Annotated in this window: 18 protein-coding genes and 1 riboswitch; of the genes, 7 read left to right on the plus strand and 11 right to left on the minus strand. The window is 42.4% G+C overall.

The genetic code is table 11. From position 1 onward, the window contains the following. Positions 1-10 precede the first annotated feature (10 nt). The 4 genes from AC2HW8_RS01115 (at position 11) to AC2HW8_RS01130 (ending at position 4,256) form a co-directional block, all read left to right on the plus strand. A complete protein-coding gene (locus AC2HW8_RS01115; protein WP_484327035.1) occupies positions 11-1,447 on the plus strand; it encodes a sensor histidine kinase in 1,437 nt (478 codons plus the stop codon). Then, complete coding sequence (locus AC2HW8_RS01120; RefSeq protein ID WP_046432034.1) at positions 1,437-2,225, plus strand: hypothetical protein; 789 nt, start codon at positions 1,437-1,439, stop codon at positions 2,223-2,225. The genes AC2HW8_RS01115 and AC2HW8_RS01120 overlap by 11 nt, the downstream gene beginning before the upstream one ends. 85 nt (positions 2,226-2,310) lie before the next feature. After that, positions 2,311-3,315 carry a peptidoglycan bridge formation glycyltransferase FemA/FemB family protein gene (locus AC2HW8_RS01125; RefSeq protein ID WP_304015594.1) on the plus strand — a complete coding sequence of 335 codons (1,005 nt, stop codon included), beginning with the start codon at positions 2,311-2,313 and terminating at the stop codon, positions 3,313-3,315. Positions 3,316-3,404: 89 nt separating this feature from the next. Beyond that, entirely contained in the window at positions 3,405-4,256 is an 852-nt protein-coding gene (locus tag AC2HW8_RS01130; RefSeq protein WP_472512115.1) for a PHP domain-containing protein, read from the plus strand. Between the two features lie 137 nt (positions 4,257-4,393). Here the strand turns inward: AC2HW8_RS01130 and nadC are convergent, their stop codons facing one another. Continuing rightward, positions 4,394-5,233 (minus strand): carboxylating nicotinate-nucleotide diphosphorylase, encoded by an 840-nt coding sequence (gene nadC / locus AC2HW8_RS01135; protein WP_101029885.1) that lies wholly within the window; start codon positions 5,231-5,233, stop codon positions 4,394-4,396. Beyond that, positions 5,233-6,699 carry an L-aspartate oxidase gene (locus tag AC2HW8_RS01140; protein WP_295023814.1) on the minus strand — a complete coding sequence of 489 codons (1,467 nt, stop codon included), beginning with the start codon at positions 6,697-6,699 and terminating at the stop codon, positions 5,233-5,235. The genes nadC and AC2HW8_RS01140 overlap by 1 nt, the downstream gene beginning before the upstream one ends. Before the next feature lie 138 nt (positions 6,700-6,837). Between AC2HW8_RS01140 and AC2HW8_RS01145 the strand changes: the two genes are divergently transcribed. Together AC2HW8_RS01145 and AC2HW8_RS01150 are read left to right on the plus strand one after the other, a co-directional pair. Then, positions 6,838-7,023 carry a DUF4250 domain-containing protein gene (locus AC2HW8_RS01145; protein WP_015523376.1) on the plus strand — a complete coding sequence of 62 codons (186 nt, stop codon included), beginning with the start codon at positions 6,838-6,840 and terminating at the stop codon, positions 7,021-7,023. Positions 7,024-7,107: 84 nt separating this feature from the next. Continuing rightward, entirely contained in the window at positions 7,108-7,290 is a 183-nt protein-coding gene (locus AC2HW8_RS01150) for a hypothetical protein (protein WP_118127810.1), read from the plus strand. A 103-nt stretch (positions 7,291-7,393) separates the two neighbouring features. On the opposite strand, the gene AC2HW8_RS01155 is transcribed toward AC2HW8_RS01150, so the two are convergent. Together AC2HW8_RS01155 and AC2HW8_RS01160 are read right to left on the minus strand one after the other, a co-directional pair. Then, the gene (locus AC2HW8_RS01155; RefSeq protein WP_295023812.1) at positions 7,394-7,792 is read right to left on the minus strand and encodes a hypothetical protein; all 399 of its coding nucleotides are present in this window, start codon (positions 7,790-7,792) and stop codon (positions 7,394-7,396) included. A gap of 108 nt (positions 7,793-7,900) precedes the next feature. Next, the gene (locus AC2HW8_RS01160) at positions 7,901-9,115 is read right to left on the minus strand and encodes a chloride channel protein (RefSeq protein WP_295023810.1); all 1,215 of its coding nucleotides are present in this window, start codon (positions 9,113-9,115) and stop codon (positions 7,901-7,903) included. A 62-nt stretch (positions 9,116-9,177) separates the two neighbouring features. Then, a riboswitch (Fluoride riboswitch) is annotated at positions 9,178-9,248 on the minus strand. A gap of 159 nt (positions 9,249-9,407) precedes the next feature. On the opposite strand from AC2HW8_RS01160, the gene bsh reads away from it, so the two are divergent. Then, the gene (gene bsh, locus AC2HW8_RS01165; protein ID WP_046432020.1) at positions 9,408-10,382 is read left to right on the plus strand and encodes a choloylglycine hydrolase; all 975 of its coding nucleotides are present in this window, start codon (positions 9,408-9,410) and stop codon (positions 10,380-10,382) included. Between the two features lie 46 nt (positions 10,383-10,428). Here bsh and AC2HW8_RS01170 read toward each other — a convergent pair whose 3' ends face one another. The 7 genes from AC2HW8_RS01170 to murG all read right to left on the minus strand — a co-directional run bounded on the left by AC2HW8_RS01170 (position 10,429) and on the right by murG (position 18,134). Beyond that, entirely contained in the window at positions 10,429-10,617 is a 189-nt protein-coding gene (locus AC2HW8_RS01170) for a hypothetical protein (protein WP_015523370.1), read from the minus strand. A 17-nt stretch (positions 10,618-10,634) separates the two neighbouring features. Then, positions 10,635-11,822 (minus strand): sodium/glutamate symporter, encoded by a 1,188-nt coding sequence (gene gltS / locus AC2HW8_RS01175; protein ID WP_021882948.1) that lies wholly within the window; start codon positions 11,820-11,822, stop codon positions 10,635-10,637. Positions 11,823-11,843: 21 nt separating this feature from the next. Beyond that, positions 11,844-12,800 carry a TAXI family TRAP transporter solute-binding subunit gene (locus AC2HW8_RS01180; protein ID WP_021882947.1) on the minus strand — a complete coding sequence of 319 codons (957 nt, stop codon included), beginning with the start codon at positions 12,798-12,800 and terminating at the stop codon, positions 11,844-11,846. 166 nt (positions 12,801-12,966) lie between these two features. Then, positions 12,967-14,073 carry a cell division protein FtsZ gene (gene ftsZ / locus AC2HW8_RS01185; RefSeq protein ID WP_021882946.1) on the minus strand — a complete coding sequence of 369 codons (1,107 nt, stop codon included), beginning with the start codon at positions 14,071-14,073 and terminating at the stop codon, positions 12,967-12,969. 156 nt (positions 14,074-14,229) lie between these two features. Further along, entirely contained in the window at positions 14,230-15,621 is a 1,392-nt protein-coding gene (locus AC2HW8_RS01190; RefSeq protein WP_306528087.1) for a cell division protein FtsQ/DivIB, read from the minus strand. A gap of 75 nt (positions 15,622-15,696) precedes the next feature. Then, the gene (gene murA, locus AC2HW8_RS01195; protein WP_117951059.1) at positions 15,697-16,950 is read right to left on the minus strand and encodes a UDP-N-acetylglucosamine 1-carboxyvinyltransferase; all 1,254 of its coding nucleotides are present in this window, start codon (positions 16,948-16,950) and stop codon (positions 15,697-15,699) included. 62 nt (positions 16,951-17,012) lie between these two features. Continuing rightward, complete coding sequence (gene murG, locus AC2HW8_RS01200) at positions 17,013-18,134, minus strand: undecaprenyldiphospho-muramoylpentapeptide beta-N-acetylglucosaminyltransferase (RefSeq protein WP_015523367.1); 1,122 nt, start codon at positions 18,132-18,134, stop codon at positions 17,013-17,015. Between the last annotated feature and the right edge of the window lie 20 nt (positions 18,135-18,154).

Here is an 18,154-nt window from a genome sequence, read left to right on the forward strand (position 1 = left end):
GAAAGCCCTAATGAAATTTTCGTGGAAAATATTTTTTATTACCTTTCTTATTATAATTACTTCCTTCGGTGTGGGAGGTTTTCTCCTCATCAACACCGTTTTTACAAACACGCTGAACAACCGCATTGACTCAGCCAAAAAGAACAACAATTACATCACAACGGCACTTTCGGTATATGCAGACAACAACCAACCCACCTACGGAAACTTGGAATATCTGCGCGTTTCGGCAATCGGATTTGCAAAACAAATTGCAGGCAATTCGGATTCTAAAATCAAAATCGGTTCAATAAACGAGCTAAGCTTTTCGGCAGAAAATGAATTTGCCCACGGTATGTCGGTAAATTCCAGAAAAAGCAGAGTAGTTACTGAAAACAAAAAATACTATATTCAGACAATAAGCAAAATTCAGCTTGTAACCAAAAGCTGTTATATTGAAACTGTTGACAATATAACAAGCGTGTACAGCGACCGTGATATGTACTGCACAATTTATCAGTTCATTCTCATAGGCGTTGCGTTGTTTGCATCAATTCTGCTTGTAATCTTCTCAAAGCTTTTGACAAGACCGCTTGTTAAGTTAAAGGATGCGTCAAAGGAAGTTGCCGAGGGCAACTTTAATATGAGAGTAAATGAAAGCCACGGCATTACATCTTCAACCGAAATAACCGAGCTTTCGCAGAGCTTTAACACCATGGCAGATTATGTTGAAGACTACATTGAACAGCTAAAGCTTGCAACACAGAATCGTGACAACTTTATTGCGGATTTTACCCACGAGTTAAAAACTCCGCTGACATCTGTCATAGGTTATGCGGATATGCTCCGTTCATATGAAATGGAGCCTGAACAACGCAGAGAATGTGCCGACCTTATCTACAAAGAGGGCAGTCGGCTGGAGGCGCTTTCGCTTAATCTGCTAAACCTTATAGTTTTGAAAAATGACGAAATCAAAACCGTAAACATCAGAACGGACATAATTTCCGATGACATTAAAAAGTCTGTTCTCTTTATTTTGAAAAAATACGGTGTGAAACTCAAATTAAATGTTGAAAAAGCAGAAGTCAACGCAGAGCCGTCGCTCTTGAAAACGCTCTTGTACAACCTGATTGACAATGCCTGCAAAGCGAGTGAGAGCGGAAAGCCTGTTACACTCACGGGATATGTTGACAGCGACAGATACCGTTTTTGCGTTACCGACAGCGGTTGCGGAATTGCGGAAGATGACCTTGCCAAAATTACCGAACCGTTTTATATGGTTGACAAATCCCGTTCAAGGAGTATGGGCGGAGCCGGACTCGGACTTTCAATCTGCAACGAAATTGCAAAGCTTCACGGCTCAACTCTTGAAATCGTCAGTGAAGTCGGCAAGGGTACGGACATCAGCTTTACGGTAAGCCTTGCCGATAATTCTGCGGAAAGTGAGGATTTTGAAGATGAAATTTAACCTTAAAAAATCCGCAAAATATATCATCTGCACTTTGCTCACCTTGACCGTAGTCGCAACCGTTGTGTTTCTCCCCCGCTTTTATTATTCGGTAACGGACAATCGGGGTTCTGTCGGAAACACAGCCGAAACATTTAAACTTACCGCCGATATAACCACTTTGAGCGGCGGAGAATTTTTGAAACTCATTTCAAGCGAAGATACCGTTTGGGTTCTTCAAAACAATGCTCCGAAAACAGAAACTGTAATCAGCTATGCAAAAAAAGCGTTAAGCAATCTTGCAAATTCGCTTAAAGACACAAAATTATTTTCCAATATTGCAGGCTACATTCGGCCGTTTTTTACACTTGACAGCTGCAGCGGTTACAAACTTACAATGCGCGGAACACTTGACGGTAATGTAATTGTTTCGTCCGATTTTATGTTTGTAACATGCAACTATGCCAAAGAGGGCGCACAATACGGACTAAACATAACAATGCTGTTTGATATGGAAACTTTCACAATTTATGAGCTTAACATTGATACAACCTACCTGACGGACAGCGTTACCGGGAGTGAAATTTCTATTCCGTATGAACAGGAGCTGTACGGAAGAACCGAATACAGCGACAGTTATAGACAGGAGCTGTACGATGCACTCATAAAATACTGGGGTGTCAGTTCCGATTCAATAACGGTTAAGGCAAGTTCCGAATCTTTCAGCATCAACATCTGCCCACAGCCGTTTTTGGAATACAGCAAAATAAACAACGAACAATTTGATTATTATGGCTGATGAAACAACTATGATACATTTTTGAACAATTTCAGAAACAAGCCTTTTGTATAGTATAGATACACTTACGAAAGGCTTGTTTTTTATGGATATTAAAGAGTATGAGGAATTTTGTAAAAACAGTAAATACGGAAACTTTATGCAGTCGGCAGACTGGGCAAAGGTTAAAAAGGGTTGGATTCCCGAGTATGTTGCCGTTCGTGACGAAAACGGAAAAATCAACGGCTGTACACTTGTGCTTGTAAAGAAAATACCGATTCTCAACACGGCAATGCTTTATGCACCGAGGGGCTTTGTATGCGACACTCACGACAGTAAAACCGTCAGAAAAATATTTGAGCAGATAAAACTGATTGCAGAAAAATATCACGCATACACACTCAAAACCGATCCGCTGATTGACGAAACCGACTTTATCTCGATTAAAAATCTTGTTGACCTCGGCTTTGTTTATCACGGTGAAAAGCAAGGATATGACAACACCCAATGCAGAGAAAATTATGTGCTTGACATAAAAGATAAATCGTGTGATGAAGTTTTTGCAAATTTTAAATCAAAATGGCGGTACAACATCCGCCTTGCAATGAGGAAAGGCGTTGAGTGTAAATTCTGCGGTGAAGATGAGCTTGACGATTTTATGGAGCTTATGAAAGAAACAGGCAGGCGTGACGGCTTTGAAATTCGTTCGGAAGAATATTTCAGAAATTTTTTACAGGCATTTCACGGCAACGCAAAGCTATGTATCGCAAAACTTGACGGAAAAGTTTTGTCGGGTGCATTGCTTGTAAATTATGCAAATGTTGCAAGCTATGTTTACGGCTGTTCATCAAACGAATACAGAAAATATATGCCGAATTATCTTATGCAATGGACTATGATTAAGTACGCAATTGAGAGCGGTTGCCACACATATGATTTTTGCGGTATTCCCTATTGGTATGACGAAACGCATAAAAACTACGGTGTATATCGCTTTAAACAGGGATTTAACGGCAAAGTCAAAACCTATGCCGGCGAGTTTGACTATGTTTTCAGAAACGGAGTAAATCACATTGCCGACCTTGCACTGAAACTGAAAAAGCTTGTGTGAAATATTCATCTGCGTTGAATTTGCAAACCGTATATGCTAAAATGGAGTGGGTAAAATTATCCCACTCCATTTTGTATCGGAGGAATTTTATGTTCTGCGATTTGCATACACATTCAACATTTTCGGACGGCACATTTTCACCTACGGAAATCGTTTTAAAAGCCAAAGAAATCGGGCTTGACGCCGTTGCACTCTGCGACCACAACACGGTTGCCGGACTTGACGAATTTGTTTCGGCAGGTAAAAAGTACGGCGTAACCACCGTTGCGGGGATTGAATTTTCAACCGAATACAATTCAAAACAGCTGCACATTGTCGGTCTGTTTATCAAGAAAGAAAACTATTCAGACATAACCGAAATTATGGCTGAGTCGCAAAAATTAAAGGAGGAAAGCAACAAACTGCTCGTTAAAAATCTTGCGAAAGACGGCTATATTCTCGACTATGACAAAATCAAAAACAGCACGGTTGACGGCTTTGTAAACCGTGCAAACATCGCCGCCGCTCTTATGCAGAAGGGCTATGTTTCTTCTGTCAAAGAGGCATTTCAAACCTTGCTTATGTCGAAGTTCGGCTACTATGTTCCGCCGAAAAGGCCGTCATCTCTGTATATAATTGAAAAGCTGAAGGGTTTCGGTTCAATATCCGTTCTTGCACACCCGTTTCTCAATATGAACGAAGATGAGTTGAGAGAATTTCTGCCAAAAGCAAAGGCTTTTGGCCTTAACGCAACGGAGGCGTACTATTCGCTTTTTGACAAAGCCGAAACAGAGCTTGCCGAGAAAATCTGTGATGAATACGGTCTTTTGAAAAGCGGCGGAAGTGACTTTCACGGAGCAACAAAACCCGATATTTCGCTTGGAGTCGGAAAAGGAAATCTTGCGATACCGACAGAAATATACAAAAATCTTGCTAATTGTTATCACAACTTCCGATTATAAAATCATCGTCATTATGCAATGCTCCCTGCATTTTACAAACACAACAATTTAATTTCGACTCAAACAACACAAAACAGCGATGAAGAATAATCACCGCTGTTTTTTAGGTTTTGGATTTAAATTTTTTCAATTCAGGCTTATTTTATTTTAAGTGAAATATCAAAAGCCTTAACCGAATGAGTGAGCGCACCCATTGAGATGATATCGACACCGGTTTCGGCAATTTCACGAAGAGTTTCGTCCGTGATGCCACCGCTTGCCTCAAGAAGTGCCTTGCCTGCCGTGATGTCAACAGCCTGTTTCATAAGCTCGGGGCTCATATTGTCGAGCATAATAACATCAACGCCTGCCTCAAGAGCCTGATTGAGTTCGTCAAGGTTTCTTACTTCAAGCTCAACCTTGGTCATATGACCGAGTTTTGATTTAAGCTTTGAAACAGCGTTGGCAATTCCGCCGCCTGCGTCAACATGGTTATCCTTAAGCATTGCGGCATCTGAAAGATTGTAACGGTGATTTCTTCCGCCTCCAACCGTAACGGCATACTTCTGGAGCGGACGCATACCCGGGAGTGTCTTTCTTGTGTCGGCAATAGAAGCCTTTGTGCCGCTGACAATTTCAACAGCCTTGTTTGTTGCGGTTGCAATACCGCTCATATGCTGAATAAGGTTGAGAGCCGTTCTCTCGCCCTTTAAAATTGTTCTTGTCTTACCGTGAATTTCAGCGATGATTTCGCCCTTTACAAGCTTGTCGCCGTCATGCTTATAAACCTTTGCCTCAAAACCGTTTGGCTGAAGAATTTCAAACACACGGAGTGCAACCTCGATACCGCAAAGAACACCTGAACTTTTTGCAAGGAAAATTGCCGTGTTTTCCTGATTTTCGTCAATAAGGTAATCGGTTGTTGTGTCAAGATAGTTGATATCCTCAAGCAATGCGGTTTTGATAAGATTGTCAACATAAATGCTGTTAAGTGTCATCAGTCTGTACCCTCCATAATTTCATCAAAAATGATACTTGCAACAATTGCCGCACTTCTTGCCTCAACAAGGTCGGAATTGATTTCGTACTTTTCTGCAAACAGTTCACTCATAATCTCGTGAATCTGCTTACTGCTTTCTTCATATTTTTCAGGCTTTGGAAGAACAAAATATGCATCCTGCAAAATCTCTCTGATTTTTGAACGACAGCCATGCGGCATGGTCTTACCCTCAACAGGGCGGTAAACAGGTTCTTCACCAAGAGTTCTTCTGCCGAATTTGTTGATTTTATCCGTAATATCAAGAGCGGCTGTTCTTGAATAAACAAGCGCCTCAAGGAGCGAGTTACTTGCAAGACGGTTCGCACCGTGAACACCTGTGTGCGAGCACTCTCCTGCGGCATACAAGCCCTCAACGGTTGTGCGTGAATGAAGGTCAACATCAATACCGCCCATAAGATAATGCTGGCACGGAAATACAGGGATTCTGTCCTTTGTAATGTCAACGCCCTCTTCAAGGCATCTTTCATAAATCATCGGAAAACGATTTCTTACAAAATCAGCCGGCTTGTGGGTTATGTCAAGATAGAAATTCTCGCTGTTTGTCTTGATTGATTCAAGCATAACCGCATTTGAAACAACATCTCTCGGAGCAAGCTCTCCTCTGCTGTCATAATTTGAGGCAAATCTCTCGCCGTTGCAGTTGAGCAGAACCGCACCCTCACCACGAACAGCCTCACTTATAAGAAAACGCTCTCTGCCATGATCAGCCGCAAATGCTGTCGGGTGAAACTGTATTCTCGAAAGATTTTTAATTCTTGCACCAAGCATATATGCAAACGCAATGCCGTCACCCGTTGCGATTGCGGAGTTGGTTGTATATTTATAAACCCTGCCGATACCGCCTGTTGCAAGCAGACAGTAGTTACAGCCGTAGTGAAGCTTTTCACCGTTTCTCAAAATGCTTATATAAAAACCGTTCAGCACCTTGTCAATTGAATAAACAAGAGCGTTGTCACACACGGTAACATTTTTTAGCTGAGTAACCTTTGCGATAAGTCCGTCAACAATTGCCTTGCCTGTTGAATCCTTATGATGAACAATTCTGTTCCTGCTGTGACCTGCCTCAAGAGTTTTGCACATTGTGCCGTCCTCGTTAAGGTCAAAATCAACACCGAGGTCTTTTATTTTAAGAACATCCGAAGGTCCTTCGGTAACAAGCTTTTCAACAGCAGAAAGAGTATTTTTATACTTTCCCGCAATCAATGTATCCGTAATATGCAGCTTGTAGCTGTCGTGAACTGTATCAAGCACACACGCAACACCGCCCTGCGCAAGAGAGCTGTTTGAAAGCTGAAGTTCACGCTTTGAAACAAGAAGAATATTTACGCTTTCGGGAAAATTAAGTGCCGCATAAAGTCCGGCCGCACCTGTGCCAACGATTACAACATCAAATCTCTTATCCATTTCCAAGTTCCTTTGAAAAAAATTTATCTATTACACACGGCATCACACAAAATACCGTTTACAAATTTGTACCTGTATATTATACTACTAATTGTAAGATTAGTAAATACAGTAAATAATTTTGAAAGGGCGATTATTATGGCTGAAAATACAATTCCGAACGATCCGATGATTCTTTTAAGCTTTGTTAATACAAAGCTGCGTGATTTCTACCCCAGCCTTGATAAAATGTGTGACGATCTCGGTTGCAGTAAAGAAGAAATTGAAAGCAAGCTTTCTGCAATTGACTACAAATACAACGCAGAACTCAATAAATTTGTCTGACATCAAAGGAAAGTCCGTTTTATCGTACAGTTCATTTGATATGATTAACATATAGGATATCCCATATGTTAAGGAGGAAATTTTATGGGCATTTTCGATTTTGAACGATTGTTTGATTTAAACCATGACGGAATGCTTGATCCGCTTGAAAAAGGTCTTGAGTTCACCGTGATTGAAGATATTATGAATGATGACGAAGATAATGACGACTTGTTTTCGTCTGATTTGGATGATGAATTTGACACGGATTTCGGCGATGATTTCTGATTTTATTCAGCAAACAATTTAATCTTCAAGCAAAAAGCGAGATGAATTTTTCGATTGAATTCATCTCGCTTATATTTTTATTTATCGTGATTCTGTTCAAGCGTTACAGCTTGTAATTGTCCATAACCTTTTCCAAGGTCTTGTAATCATCATCGGAAATTTTATACACGGTTGAATTGTCCTTGTCAACACAGATTTTGTCAGCATCGCCGACACGGATATTGTGGGTAACAATTCCGTCTTTACGTGATTCAATAAGGATTCCACCGTCAAACTCACCGCTTGTACCGCCTGTTTCGGCTGATTGCAGAATATTCTTGACCGTCTTGAAATCAACCTCGCCAAGCACGGCGGTTGACTTGTCCGACATTACGACGGTTATTTCATCAACATCGGAAAAATTAACCTTGTCTGTAATTTTCGTATCACCGCAACCGCAAAGCATTACCGCAACGGATAACATCATCACAAAAGCCAAACAAACCGCTCTGAATTTTTTCATATAATCTTCCCCACAACTAACTATTGATTATGAGAAAAGTATAAATAATAATTTTCGCAAAGTCAACGCCTAAATACACCGACTTACACTTTGTTCAAGCCTATTGCGTCACTTCTTTTGAAAATGAAAAAGGCTTTTATCAACCGGGAATTTTTGCGACGGATAAATTGTTGTATTGCCGGATGCGATAAAACTGATGAGGACTGCAAGCACAAAATACGGGGCGGCAGACGCACCGAAAACTTCGATGCCGAGAACGATTGCTGTAATAGGTGTGTTGATTGCTGCGGCAAAAACACATACAAATCCGATTGCCGCAAAAAATGTGGGATCAAATCCGCAGACGCATCCGAACCAACTGCCGAATGACGCACCCATATCAAACATAGGAGTAACCTCTCCTCCCTGAAATCCTGCACCGAGGGTGAGTACGGTCAAAAGATATTTTGCCGGCATATCGTACCATTTTGCATCGCCCTTAAAGGCGGTGTGCTGCATCCATGTGCTTAAGCCCTCAAAATCGTTAAGTCCCAAAGCGAAAATTAAAAGGCTGACGATTGCCGCACCTACTGCTGCTGCAAGAAGGTAGTTCTTGAAAATTTTTGAGTATGCAAGTTTTACATACTTTATTCCGAGTGCAAACAGCTTGCCGATTAAGCCGAGGCAAACTGCCGCAATTAAAAACACAAAAAGAAATCTTGCGTCAAAATCTGGGATTGACGAGATTGCATATCTTTCATGTTTAAAGCCGAGAAGCTGTGTAACAAAATTTGCAAGATATGAACACGCAAAGCACGGAATTACCGCACCTGCCGACAATCTTCCGACACAGCAGACTTCCATTCCGAAAAATGCGCCTGCAAACGGTGTGCCGAAAACCGAACCGAATGCAGAGCTGATTCCGCTGAGAACGATTGTACTTCGGTCATTATTTTTAAAGCCGAGATAATCGGCAACATTACTTGTCAGCGAACCGCCAATCTGAACGGCAGTTCCCTCTCTGCCGACAGAACCGCCGAAAAGATGGGTTATGCAGGTAAATATAAATGTCAGCGATGCAAGTCGCTTTGGCACTTTTTCACCGTCATTTGCACTCTCAATAATAATGTTGTTGCCCATTGACGACTTTCCGCCGATACGCTTATATACAAAAGCGGTCACAATACCTGCTACGGGCAAAAAGATATAGCACAGCGGAAAGAAGCTCCTGAAATCTGCCGCATAATCAAGACATTTCAGAAATGCAAACGATATGAGTCCCATCACAACGGAACAGCACAGAGATGTTGCAAGCACCTTAAAATCAACAAATTTGTTCTTCATAAATTTCCTCCTCAAAATTTCCGCACAAAGAACATCGCATAAAAAAAGCCAATGCCCCTGTTCAAAAAACAGAAGTCATCAGCAAAAGCGGTTTCGACAAAAGCCGTGGGAGAACCTCATTCCCATTCATATTGACATATATAGTATATACCGAGCAAGGTAATTTTTCAAGTGATTTCGACAATTTTTGTAATTTTCCAAAAATCACCTTGCAATCATTTTGTTTAAGCAGTATGATATTCTATACCAAGCGGAAGAATATTTATTATTAAAAGAATCGGAGGCTGATGATATGTGTACAGCGGCAACATATAAAACAAAAGACTTTTACTTTGGCAGAACGCTTGATTATGAATTTTCATACGGTGACGAAATTACAATTACTCCACGAAATTTTCCGTTTAAGTTCCGCCATACAAACGAATGCAACAACCACTTTGCGATGATTGGCATGGCTCACATTGCAGACGGTTATCCGCTATATTACGATGCAATGAATGAAAAGGGCTTGTGTATGGCAGGGCTTAATTTTGTTGGAAATGCCGTATATTTTGAACCGAAAAACGGCAAGGAAAATATTGCACAATTTGAGTTCATTCCGTATATACTTTCACATTGCGACAGCGTATTGCAGGCAAGGAAAAAGCTTGAAAACCTTAACATAACAAATACGCAGTTCAGCAACAAGCTCCCCTGTGCTCAATTGCATTGGATTATTTCCGACAGAAACGAATCGCTTACAGTTGAATCGACAAATGACGGACTTAAAGTCTATGACAACCCTGTAGGTGTGCTGACAAACAATCCTCCGTTTGACATTCAGATGTTCATGCTCAACAACTATATGTCACTCTCACCAAAGCAACCCGAAAACAACTTCGGCAAAAGTGCCGAGCTTACCACATACAGCCGTGGAATGGGTGCAATCGGACTGCCGGGCGACCTTTCATCCGCATCCCGTTTTGCAAAGGTTGCGTTCACAAAGCTGAACTCCGTTTCGGGTGACAGCGAGAGCGAAAGCGTGAGCCAGTTTTTCCACATTCTCGGTTCTGTTGACCAGCAGAGAGGTTGTTGTGAGGTTTCAGACGGAAAGTATGAAATCACACTTTACACCTCCTGTTGCAATGCCGACAAGGGAATCTACTACTACACCACCTACAACAATCACCAAATTTGTGCGGTTGATATGCACAAAATCGACCTTGACATGGCCGAACTTACCGCATACACACCCATTACGGAAGGTAAGGTTTTATTTCAAAATTAAATACAAAAATTTCAGCCGTACACTTTTGAAATGTACGGCTGTTGTTTTATTTATTGTCTTTCTTCTGCTTTTTATGCTTATGCTTTTTGAGATGAACCTCGGGAACAGCGACAGTATCATAAACAACCGTGCTGTCTGTGTTATCCTCGGCAACATCATTCTGCTTTACTTTGCCCGTGTGAATCTCGGGAAAAGCAAGGTTTTCGGAATCAAATGTAAATTTCCTGTCCTTCATAATACCTGCCTCCGATTCTAAATGCAATTTATAAAGAATGTTATCGTCAGACTGTTCAGGAAGTCGGCAAACAAACTGCCGACAATCGGAACAATAAGATAAGCCTTTACGGACGGTGCGTATTTTTCGCAGATTGCCTGCATATTTGCCATTGCATTTGGCGTTGCGCCCATACCAAAACCGCAAGTACCTGCCGCAAGAACAGCGGCGTCGTAATCTCTGCCCATAATGTTGAACACAACAAAATATGTGAAAATGAACATAAGAACAACCTGACCTGCAAGAAGTATAATAAGCGGAAGCGCAAGGTCAGCAAGCTGCCAAAGCTTGAGTGTAATCATAGCAATACCGAGGAAAAGTGAGAGACATATACCGCCGAGGTCATTAATCTCGCCCATATGAATAGTGATTTTACCCGTGTATTCACCGATGTTTCTCATAATTGCGGCAACAATCATTGCACCGATATAAATCGGGAATGTCATGCCCGTAAGTGAAAGCAAATCTGAAACAACCGTACCGAGTCCGACCGCTATAATCAGCTGAAATACTGCCGGAGCATACATTGAAAAATGTCGTTCGTGCTTTTCTTCTTCTTCAACAAGAAGGCTGTCATCCTCTGTTTTGATTGTAGCAATAAGGTTGTGCTTTTTAATAAGTCTGTTTCCGACAGGTCCGCCCATGAGTGAGCCTGCAATAAGACCGAATGTTGCAGCGGCAGTACAAACAGTTGTCGCACCCTGAACGCCGAAATCCTCAAGTACAGGACCGAAAGCGCCCGCCGTACCGTGACCGCCTACCATAGGAATTGAACCCGTTGTCATACCCGTGAGCGAGTCAAGTCCGATCAAATTTGCAAGTCCGATTGCAGAGAAGTTCTGCATTACAATGAGCATAATTACAAGAAATAAAAATACGATAAGGGATTTGCCTCCGCTTTTCAGTACCTTGAGATTCGCCTGAAATCCGACTGAGGTAAAGAAAAACACCATGCAGACTTCCTTTAGAGTATCGTCAAAATCAATTACCGCAACACCTGTCATATAGAGAACCAGCGTAAGAATTGCAAAAAGCAAACCGCCGATTACAGGTGCAGGTATACAAAATTTCTGCAAAAACGATATACGCTTTTTCAGAAATGCACCGGCCATCAGAACAATCACAGCAACTGCGATTGTCTGATACATATCAAGAGTTATATTCAATCAGCACCAATCCTTTCGCAGTTATCCTGCTGTTTTTACTGTTATTCCTCTTTCGGAATAATATTCTGCCGCACCCTTGTGAAAAGGAATTTTAACACCTTCAACGGCTTTTTCAAGCGTTATGTCAACATCCGCCGAAACAGTCAGCTGAAGTTCCTGCGCATTGTCAAAGACAAGCTGTGTAAGCTTCTTCACCTGTTCGTCTGAAAGTCTGTCGTTCACAATCAGAACAGCCTTTACCGCAACTGTGCCGACTTCATCACTCTGTCCGTTGTAAGTGTTTTTCGGAATTTTGCAGTCAACATAGCTGTAGGTGTTTTTAAGCTTTTTAACAGCTGCATCATCAATTCCTATAAGCTTGATGTCACATTGCTTTGAAAGTTCCTCAACAACTGTTGCATTAAGTCCGAGTGTAAAGAATGCCGCATCAATTTCGCCGTTCTGTAACTGTTTTGCGGCATCGGCATAATTAAGATTTTTTTCCTTAACCATTTTTGAGTTAAGCCCGTATGCCGAAAGAATCTGCTTTGCGTTAAGCTCCGAACCCGATTCTTCTTCACCTATGCTCACGGTTTTGCCGAGCAAATCATCAACACTGTTAATATCAGAATCTTTTCTTACAACGATATGACAAGCCTCTGTAAACATACCTGCAACAGCGCTGTAACCCTCAAGACTGCCGGATTTTTCAAAATTATTTTCGCCGTTAAATGCGTCGTGTGCAATGTCGGACTGAACAATTGCGGCGTCAAGATAATTCTGTGAAAGCAAGCGAACATTTGCCGCAGAACCGGCTGTTGTCTTTGTTTCAATTTTCAGAGTGCCGTCAGCATCGGCAATCGACTTTATCGAATTTGCCGCTTCGTTATAAATTCCGCCGGTACCTGCCGCACCGAATCGGATTGTTTCACCGCCTGATGAACAGCTGCACAAAAGAACAGTCATCAAGGCAATCAAAAGTGCAAGTAGTTTTTTCATTTTTCCGCCTTCTTTGCTTTTGGATTTCGCTCAAAAAAAGAGAAATTGTAAAAGCACAAAAGCTCACAATTCCCCTTTATTCCGTTCAAATTATACCATAACGGAATTGCCGTTGTCAAACGAAAAGGCACTCCCGAAAAGGAGTGCCTCATTACATCAGAATGTATTACTTGTTGAAAATTGACATAATATCATAGAAGGTATCGTCGTCATCATCAGTCTTGTCCTTTGTTGTTGACTTTGGCTCTTCCTTAGCCACAACAGGAGCTGACGCTGATGAAACTGCGTCCGTAAGATTCTTCTTAGCAATCTGACCGTCTGCGTTAAAGCCGGTTGCAATAACCGTCACGCTGATAGCATCTTCCATTTTGTCGTCAATAACAGCACCCCAAATGATGTTTGCATCATCTGAAACCTTATCCTTAATCATTGTTGATGCGGCATCGATATCATCAAGACTAACATCGGCAGATGCTGTGATGTTGATAATAAGACCCTTTGCGCCGTCAATTGAAGTTTCAAGAAGCGGACTTGAAATAGCCATATCTGCGGCAACGGTAGCCTTGTCCTTGCCTGTTGCACTGCCCATACCCATGTGAGCGTAGCCTGCGTCCTTCATTACGGAAGTAACATCGGCAAAGTCGAGGTTTACAAGACCCGGGAGAAGGATAAGGTCAGAAATACTCTGAACACCCTGTCTGAGAACATCATCGGCAATAGCAAATGCGTTTTGGAGAGTGATGCTTGTATCCGAAACATACTTGAGTCTTTCGTTAGGAACGATGATAAGCGAGTCAACACAGGCAGAAAGCTCTGCAATACCCTGCTCAGCCTGAGTCATTCTTCTCTTGCCTTCAAAAGCAAACGGCTTTGTAACAACGCCGACTGTAAGAATGCCCATATCCTTTGCGATTTTGGCAACTACGGGAGCAGCGCCTGTACCTGTACCGCCGCCCATGCCGGCAGTAACAAATACCATATCCGTATCCTTGAGAAGTGCTGCGATTTCATCTCTGCTCTCCTCGGCTGCCTCCTGTCCGATCTGTGGCATAGAGCCTGCGCCCTTACCTCTTGTAAGCTTTTCGCCGATCTGAATCTTCTGCGAAGCCTTTGAAAGTCTTAAAACATGTTCATCTGTATTTATTGCGATAAATTCAACATTCTTAACCTCGGTCGCAACCATGCGATTAACAGCGTTTCCGCCGCCTCCGCCGACACCGATCACTTTAATTTTAGGCATATACTCGTTTTCCAATTCCAGTTCAAAAGCCATTTTTTCGTCCTCCTTATATATTGACAACTTTCAGTCAGAAATCATTATTCTTCATAGTACACAATTATACTATCTTATACTATCATACTTTTTTCAAAATAGCAATGCTTTTCAGCCGTTTTTCTGCAAAATTATACGGAAAATTCTGCTGAAAAATTACTCGCCCGTATAGGCGCCGTCTGCATTGCCGTTGTCATAGGTACCGTTATCATAGTTATTATAGCTGTTATTGTCGTAATAACCCGTGTCACCGCCCGAATATGTTCCGCCATCCCATGTGTAGTTTCCTGTGTAGCCGTCACCCGTATCGGCTGAAGAATCAGCCGCCTGCGTTGTTGCCTGTGTGGTTGCCTGTGTTGCGGCTGTGGGCTGGGTTGCGGCAGGTTTGTAGTGAGAAATTTTTGATGTACTGCAAGCCGAAACATCAAGCGTTCCTGCAACAAGTCCCGTGTTGTTCGGGTCAAGCTTTTCGTTGATGATTGTCATTGCAGTTCTGATTTTATAGTCGATATCATCGGGAAGTCCGATGTTAATGTCAATTCGTCCGTCATAAACGAGCTTTATGTTTGCCGTGTCGGTAACATCAAAGCCTGTGATATTCTTAACCTTGTTGTTGATAAGGCTCTGCGAAACATCTTCGAGAATATCGGGAACATTTGCGTCGCTGAATGACACATACTGTCCAACCTCTGTGGTCTTGATGTCGCCGCAGGTGAGTTCGGGAAGCTTGTCCTTATTTTCGGAAATTTCCTCAAGGATTCTGCCCTTTGAGCTTACAAGAAGATAGCCGTTACCGTTTGGAATAACATATGACGGTGTTGCGTCAACAACAGTAATTGTTATTGTGTCCGGAATGTTAAAGCTTACGCTTGCGCTTTCGATATACGAAAGATTCTTGACAATCTTGTCCGATGTATTGTACATCGCACCCATGAAGATGTTCTCCTGATATTCAACACCGCTGAATGCAATTATCTGTTTTTCGTCATAATACTTGTCCCCCACAACCTCAATTTTTTCGGTTTTAAAAAGGACTGTAAGGCTTAGTATAACACCGATTATAAGCACTGCCGCAAAAATTGAACTGTACAATGCGATTCTCCTGTGCTTAATCTGAGTGCTTGTCAGAGATTTTTTCCTTCTGCGAATTACTTCACGCTCCTGAGCACGGATTTCCTTTGCACGCTTTTCCTGTTTTTGCTTTTCTCCGAATTCGTCAACATAATAGCCGTCTTCATAATCCTTTGGTTTAAGGTTCTTGATTTTAGCCTTGCCTTTTCTCCTGAATTTTTCTTCACGGCTCATATTTTCGACTTGTCTTTGTGATTCCTGCTCTTCTTTTTGCTTGAGAAAAGCCTCCTCAATTTTACTTTTTGGAGCTTTTTTCTGCTGTTCCTTTTTCGGATTGGGGGATTTTTTAGCTCTCTTATCCTGCTTTGCTTTTTCTTTATGATACTTTTCTGCCTGCTTTGCGGCATTTTTACGCTGTTTCTCAAGACTCTTTCGCTCTTTTGATGTAAGCGGTCTTCTGTCTTTACCGTCGCTCAAAGCAAATCCTCCCTTCGTTTATGTTATCTGCCGAGGGCGGAAATCCGCCCTGCGACAGTTAAAAATCTGATTACCCTAAATTTTCTTGATATCAGCCCCGATTGATGTAAGAGTAGACTCAATACACTCGTAGCCTCTTTCAATATACTCCACGCCGCCGATTTCGGTTTTGCCCTCTGCACAAAGGCCTGCAACAACAAGTGCCGCACCTCCACGCAAATCGGGAGCTTCAACCGACGCACCGTAAAGAATTTCCACACCCTCGACAACGGCAACCTTGCCCTCTGTCTTAACGGCTGCACCCATTCTGACAAGCTCGGGGATGTGTCTGTATCTGTTTTCAAATATATTTTCAACAAAAACCGTTGTTCCGTCTGCAACACACGCTGTTGCAAGCAAGGGCGCCTGTGCGTCCGTGGGAAAGCCCGGAAACGGCATCGTTCTGATTGTTTTCATTGATTTAAGTCTTTCGGGAGCGTTTATCTCAAGATTTCCGTCCGAAATTCTTATCTTGCACCCTGCATTTTTGAAGATTGGAATAAGTGCCGCAAGGTGGGACGAAATTATTCCGTTAAGTATAATTTTTGAACCCGTTACGGCGGCACAGCTCATCAGCGTTGCGGCAACGATTCTGTCCGGAATGATTGTGTGGACAGAGCCGCAGAGAGAGCTTACACCCTCAATGACGACAACACCCTCGCCTGCTCCGGAAATATCGGCACCGCAGGAATTTAGATAATCCGCAAGGTCGCAGATTTCAGGCTCACGGGCGGCATTGATGATTGTTGTTGTGCCTTTTGCAAGACAGGCGGCAATCATAATATCTTCGGTTGCCCCCACACTCGGGAACGAAAGCGTTATCTTTGTTCCGCAAAGTCCGTTTGGAACGCAACATTCAAGATAGCCGTGCTTTTCACGAATATCCGCCCCCATCTCCCGAAGTGAATTGAGATGTAAATCAATCGGTCTTGAACCGATTTCACATCCGCCGGGAAATGAAATTCTCGCCCTTCCCGTTCGTGCAAGGATTGCACCGAGAAAAACAATTGAACTCCTTGTTTTACGCATCAATTCAACGGGAACATCAAAGCGGTTGATATCATCACATTTTACGAGAAGTGTTTTATCACAGCGTGTGACGGCACAGCCGAGATACCGAAGAATGTTGACAGATGCGTCAACATCGGAAAGCGAAGGACAATTGTGGATTACATTTTCACCTTTTGTAAGAATCGAGGCGGCAATAATCGGCAAAGCGCTGTTTTTTGCCCCCTGAACTTCAACCTCTCCGTCAAGCTTTTTGCGTCCTGTAACAAGCAGTTTTGACACAATAACACCCTCTCAAAAAGAATACCCTTCTATTCTATGAGAAAGCGTTATAAATGTTACCGTTACACAAGTCCGAGAACTTTTTTGACTACCGAATAAATTCTTTCGTTGGCGTCGGTAATTGCCATTTTGCGTGAATTTTCGCTGTACTTCTCAAGCTTTTCGGGATTGAGAAGCATTTTGTCAGTTTTACGCATAAGAGCCGCACCCGTTAGGTCTTTTTCCTCAATAATGTCAGCCGCACCTGCATTCACAAGTGCCATTGCATTGTGGTACTGGTGATTTTCGGCAACATTAGGTGACGGGATAAGGATTGCCGGTTTGCCCATAGCCTGAATTTCGCTGAGAGTAATTGCGCCTGCACGGCAGATTACAAGGTCTGCCGCCGCCATGCAAGTCGGCATATTATCAATATACGGTCTTATATCAAGATTTGAACAATCGGCAATGTCAGTACCCTTTTCCTCAACGAGCTGCGGAAACCAATCGCCGTAACTGCCGTATGCGTGAATGTGCTGATATCTGCCGTCAATACCGCTTCTTGCAACAAGGTCTGCAACAGCTTCATTTATTTTTCTTGCTCCGAGGCTTCCGCCGAACGAAAGCACTACGGGACGGTTGTCAAGCCCGAGTTCTTTTCTTGACTCTTCTTTTTTTGCCGTGAGAATTTCCTGTCTTACAGGGTTTCCGGTAATGACAAAATCAACATTTTTGTCAAAATACTTTTTTGCATCCGGAACGGCAAGCATTACCTTTTTGACGCTCTTTGCAAGCATTTTATTTGTAATGCCCGGATATGCATTCTGTTCGTGAATAATGCACGGAATACCCATTTTTGCAGCTGTTCTAATAACGGGACCCGAAACATATCCGCCTGTTCCGATACAAATATCAGGCTTAAACTCGGCAATTATTTTCTTTGCCTCTCTTGAAGAAGTGAAGGTTCTTGAAACTGTCTTAACATTTTCAAGCATACTCTTAGGAGAAAAGCTCCTCTTAAATCCGCTGATTGTGATTGACTTAATTTCAAAACCGGCTTGCGGAACAAGTCTTTGCTCCATTCCGCCACGGTTGCCGATAAACAAAAATTCGGCATCATTTCTTTTATTTTTTATATATCCGGCTATTGCAAGTGCAGGATTTATGTGTCCCGCCGTGCCGCCGCCTGCAAGCAATACTTTCATAATTTTCTTACCTTTCTTTT

This window comes from Ruminococcoides sp., assembly GCF_057037865.1.

Coding starts and splice junctions, on each gene's coding strand:
- AC2HW8_RS01115 (WP_484327035.1), top strand. CDS start 11: ATGAAATTTTCGTGGAAAATATTTTTTATTACCTTTCTTATTATAATT.
- AC2HW8_RS01120 (WP_046432034.1), top strand. CDS start 1,437: ATGAAATTTAACCTTAAAAAATCCGCAAAATATATCATCTGCACTTTG.
- AC2HW8_RS01125 (WP_304015594.1), top strand. CDS start 2,311: ATGGATATTAAAGAGTATGAGGAATTTTGTAAAAACAGTAAATACGGA.
- AC2HW8_RS01130 (WP_472512115.1), top strand. CDS start 3,405: ATGTTCTGCGATTTGCATACACATTCAACATTTTCGGACGGCACATTT.
- nadC (WP_101029885.1), bottom strand. CDS start 5,233: ATGACACTTAACAGCATTTATGTTGACAATCTTATCAAAACCGCATTG.
- AC2HW8_RS01140 (WP_295023814.1), bottom strand. CDS start 6,699: ATGGATAAGAGATTTGATGTTGTAATCGTTGGCACAGGTGCGGCCGGA.
- AC2HW8_RS01145 (WP_015523376.1), top strand. CDS start 6,838: ATGGCTGAAAATACAATTCCGAACGATCCGATGATTCTTTTAAGCTTT.
- AC2HW8_RS01150 (WP_118127810.1), top strand. CDS start 7,108: ATGGGCATTTTCGATTTTGAACGATTGTTTGATTTAAACCATGACGGA.
- AC2HW8_RS01155 (WP_295023812.1), bottom strand. CDS start 7,792: ATGAAAAAATTCAGAGCGGTTTGTTTGGCTTTTGTGATGATGTTATCC.
- AC2HW8_RS01160 (WP_295023810.1), bottom strand. CDS start 9,115: ATGAAGAACAAATTTGTTGATTTTAAGGTGCTTGCAACATCTCTGTGC.
- bsh (WP_046432020.1), top strand. CDS start 9,408: ATGTGTACAGCGGCAACATATAAAACAAAAGACTTTTACTTTGGCAGA.
- AC2HW8_RS01170 (WP_015523370.1), bottom strand. CDS start 10,617: ATGAAGGACAGGAAATTTACATTTGATTCCGAAAACCTTGCTTTTCCC.
- AC2HW8_RS01180 (WP_021882947.1), bottom strand. CDS start 12,800: ATGAAAAAACTACTTGCACTTTTGATTGCCTTGATGACTGTTCTTTTG.
- ftsZ (WP_021882946.1), bottom strand. CDS start 14,073: ATGGCTTTTGAACTGGAATTGGAAAACGAGTATATGCCTAAAATTAAA.
- murG (WP_015523367.1), bottom strand. CDS start 18,134: ATGAAAGTATTGCTTGCAGGCGGCGGCACGGCGGGACACATAAATCCT.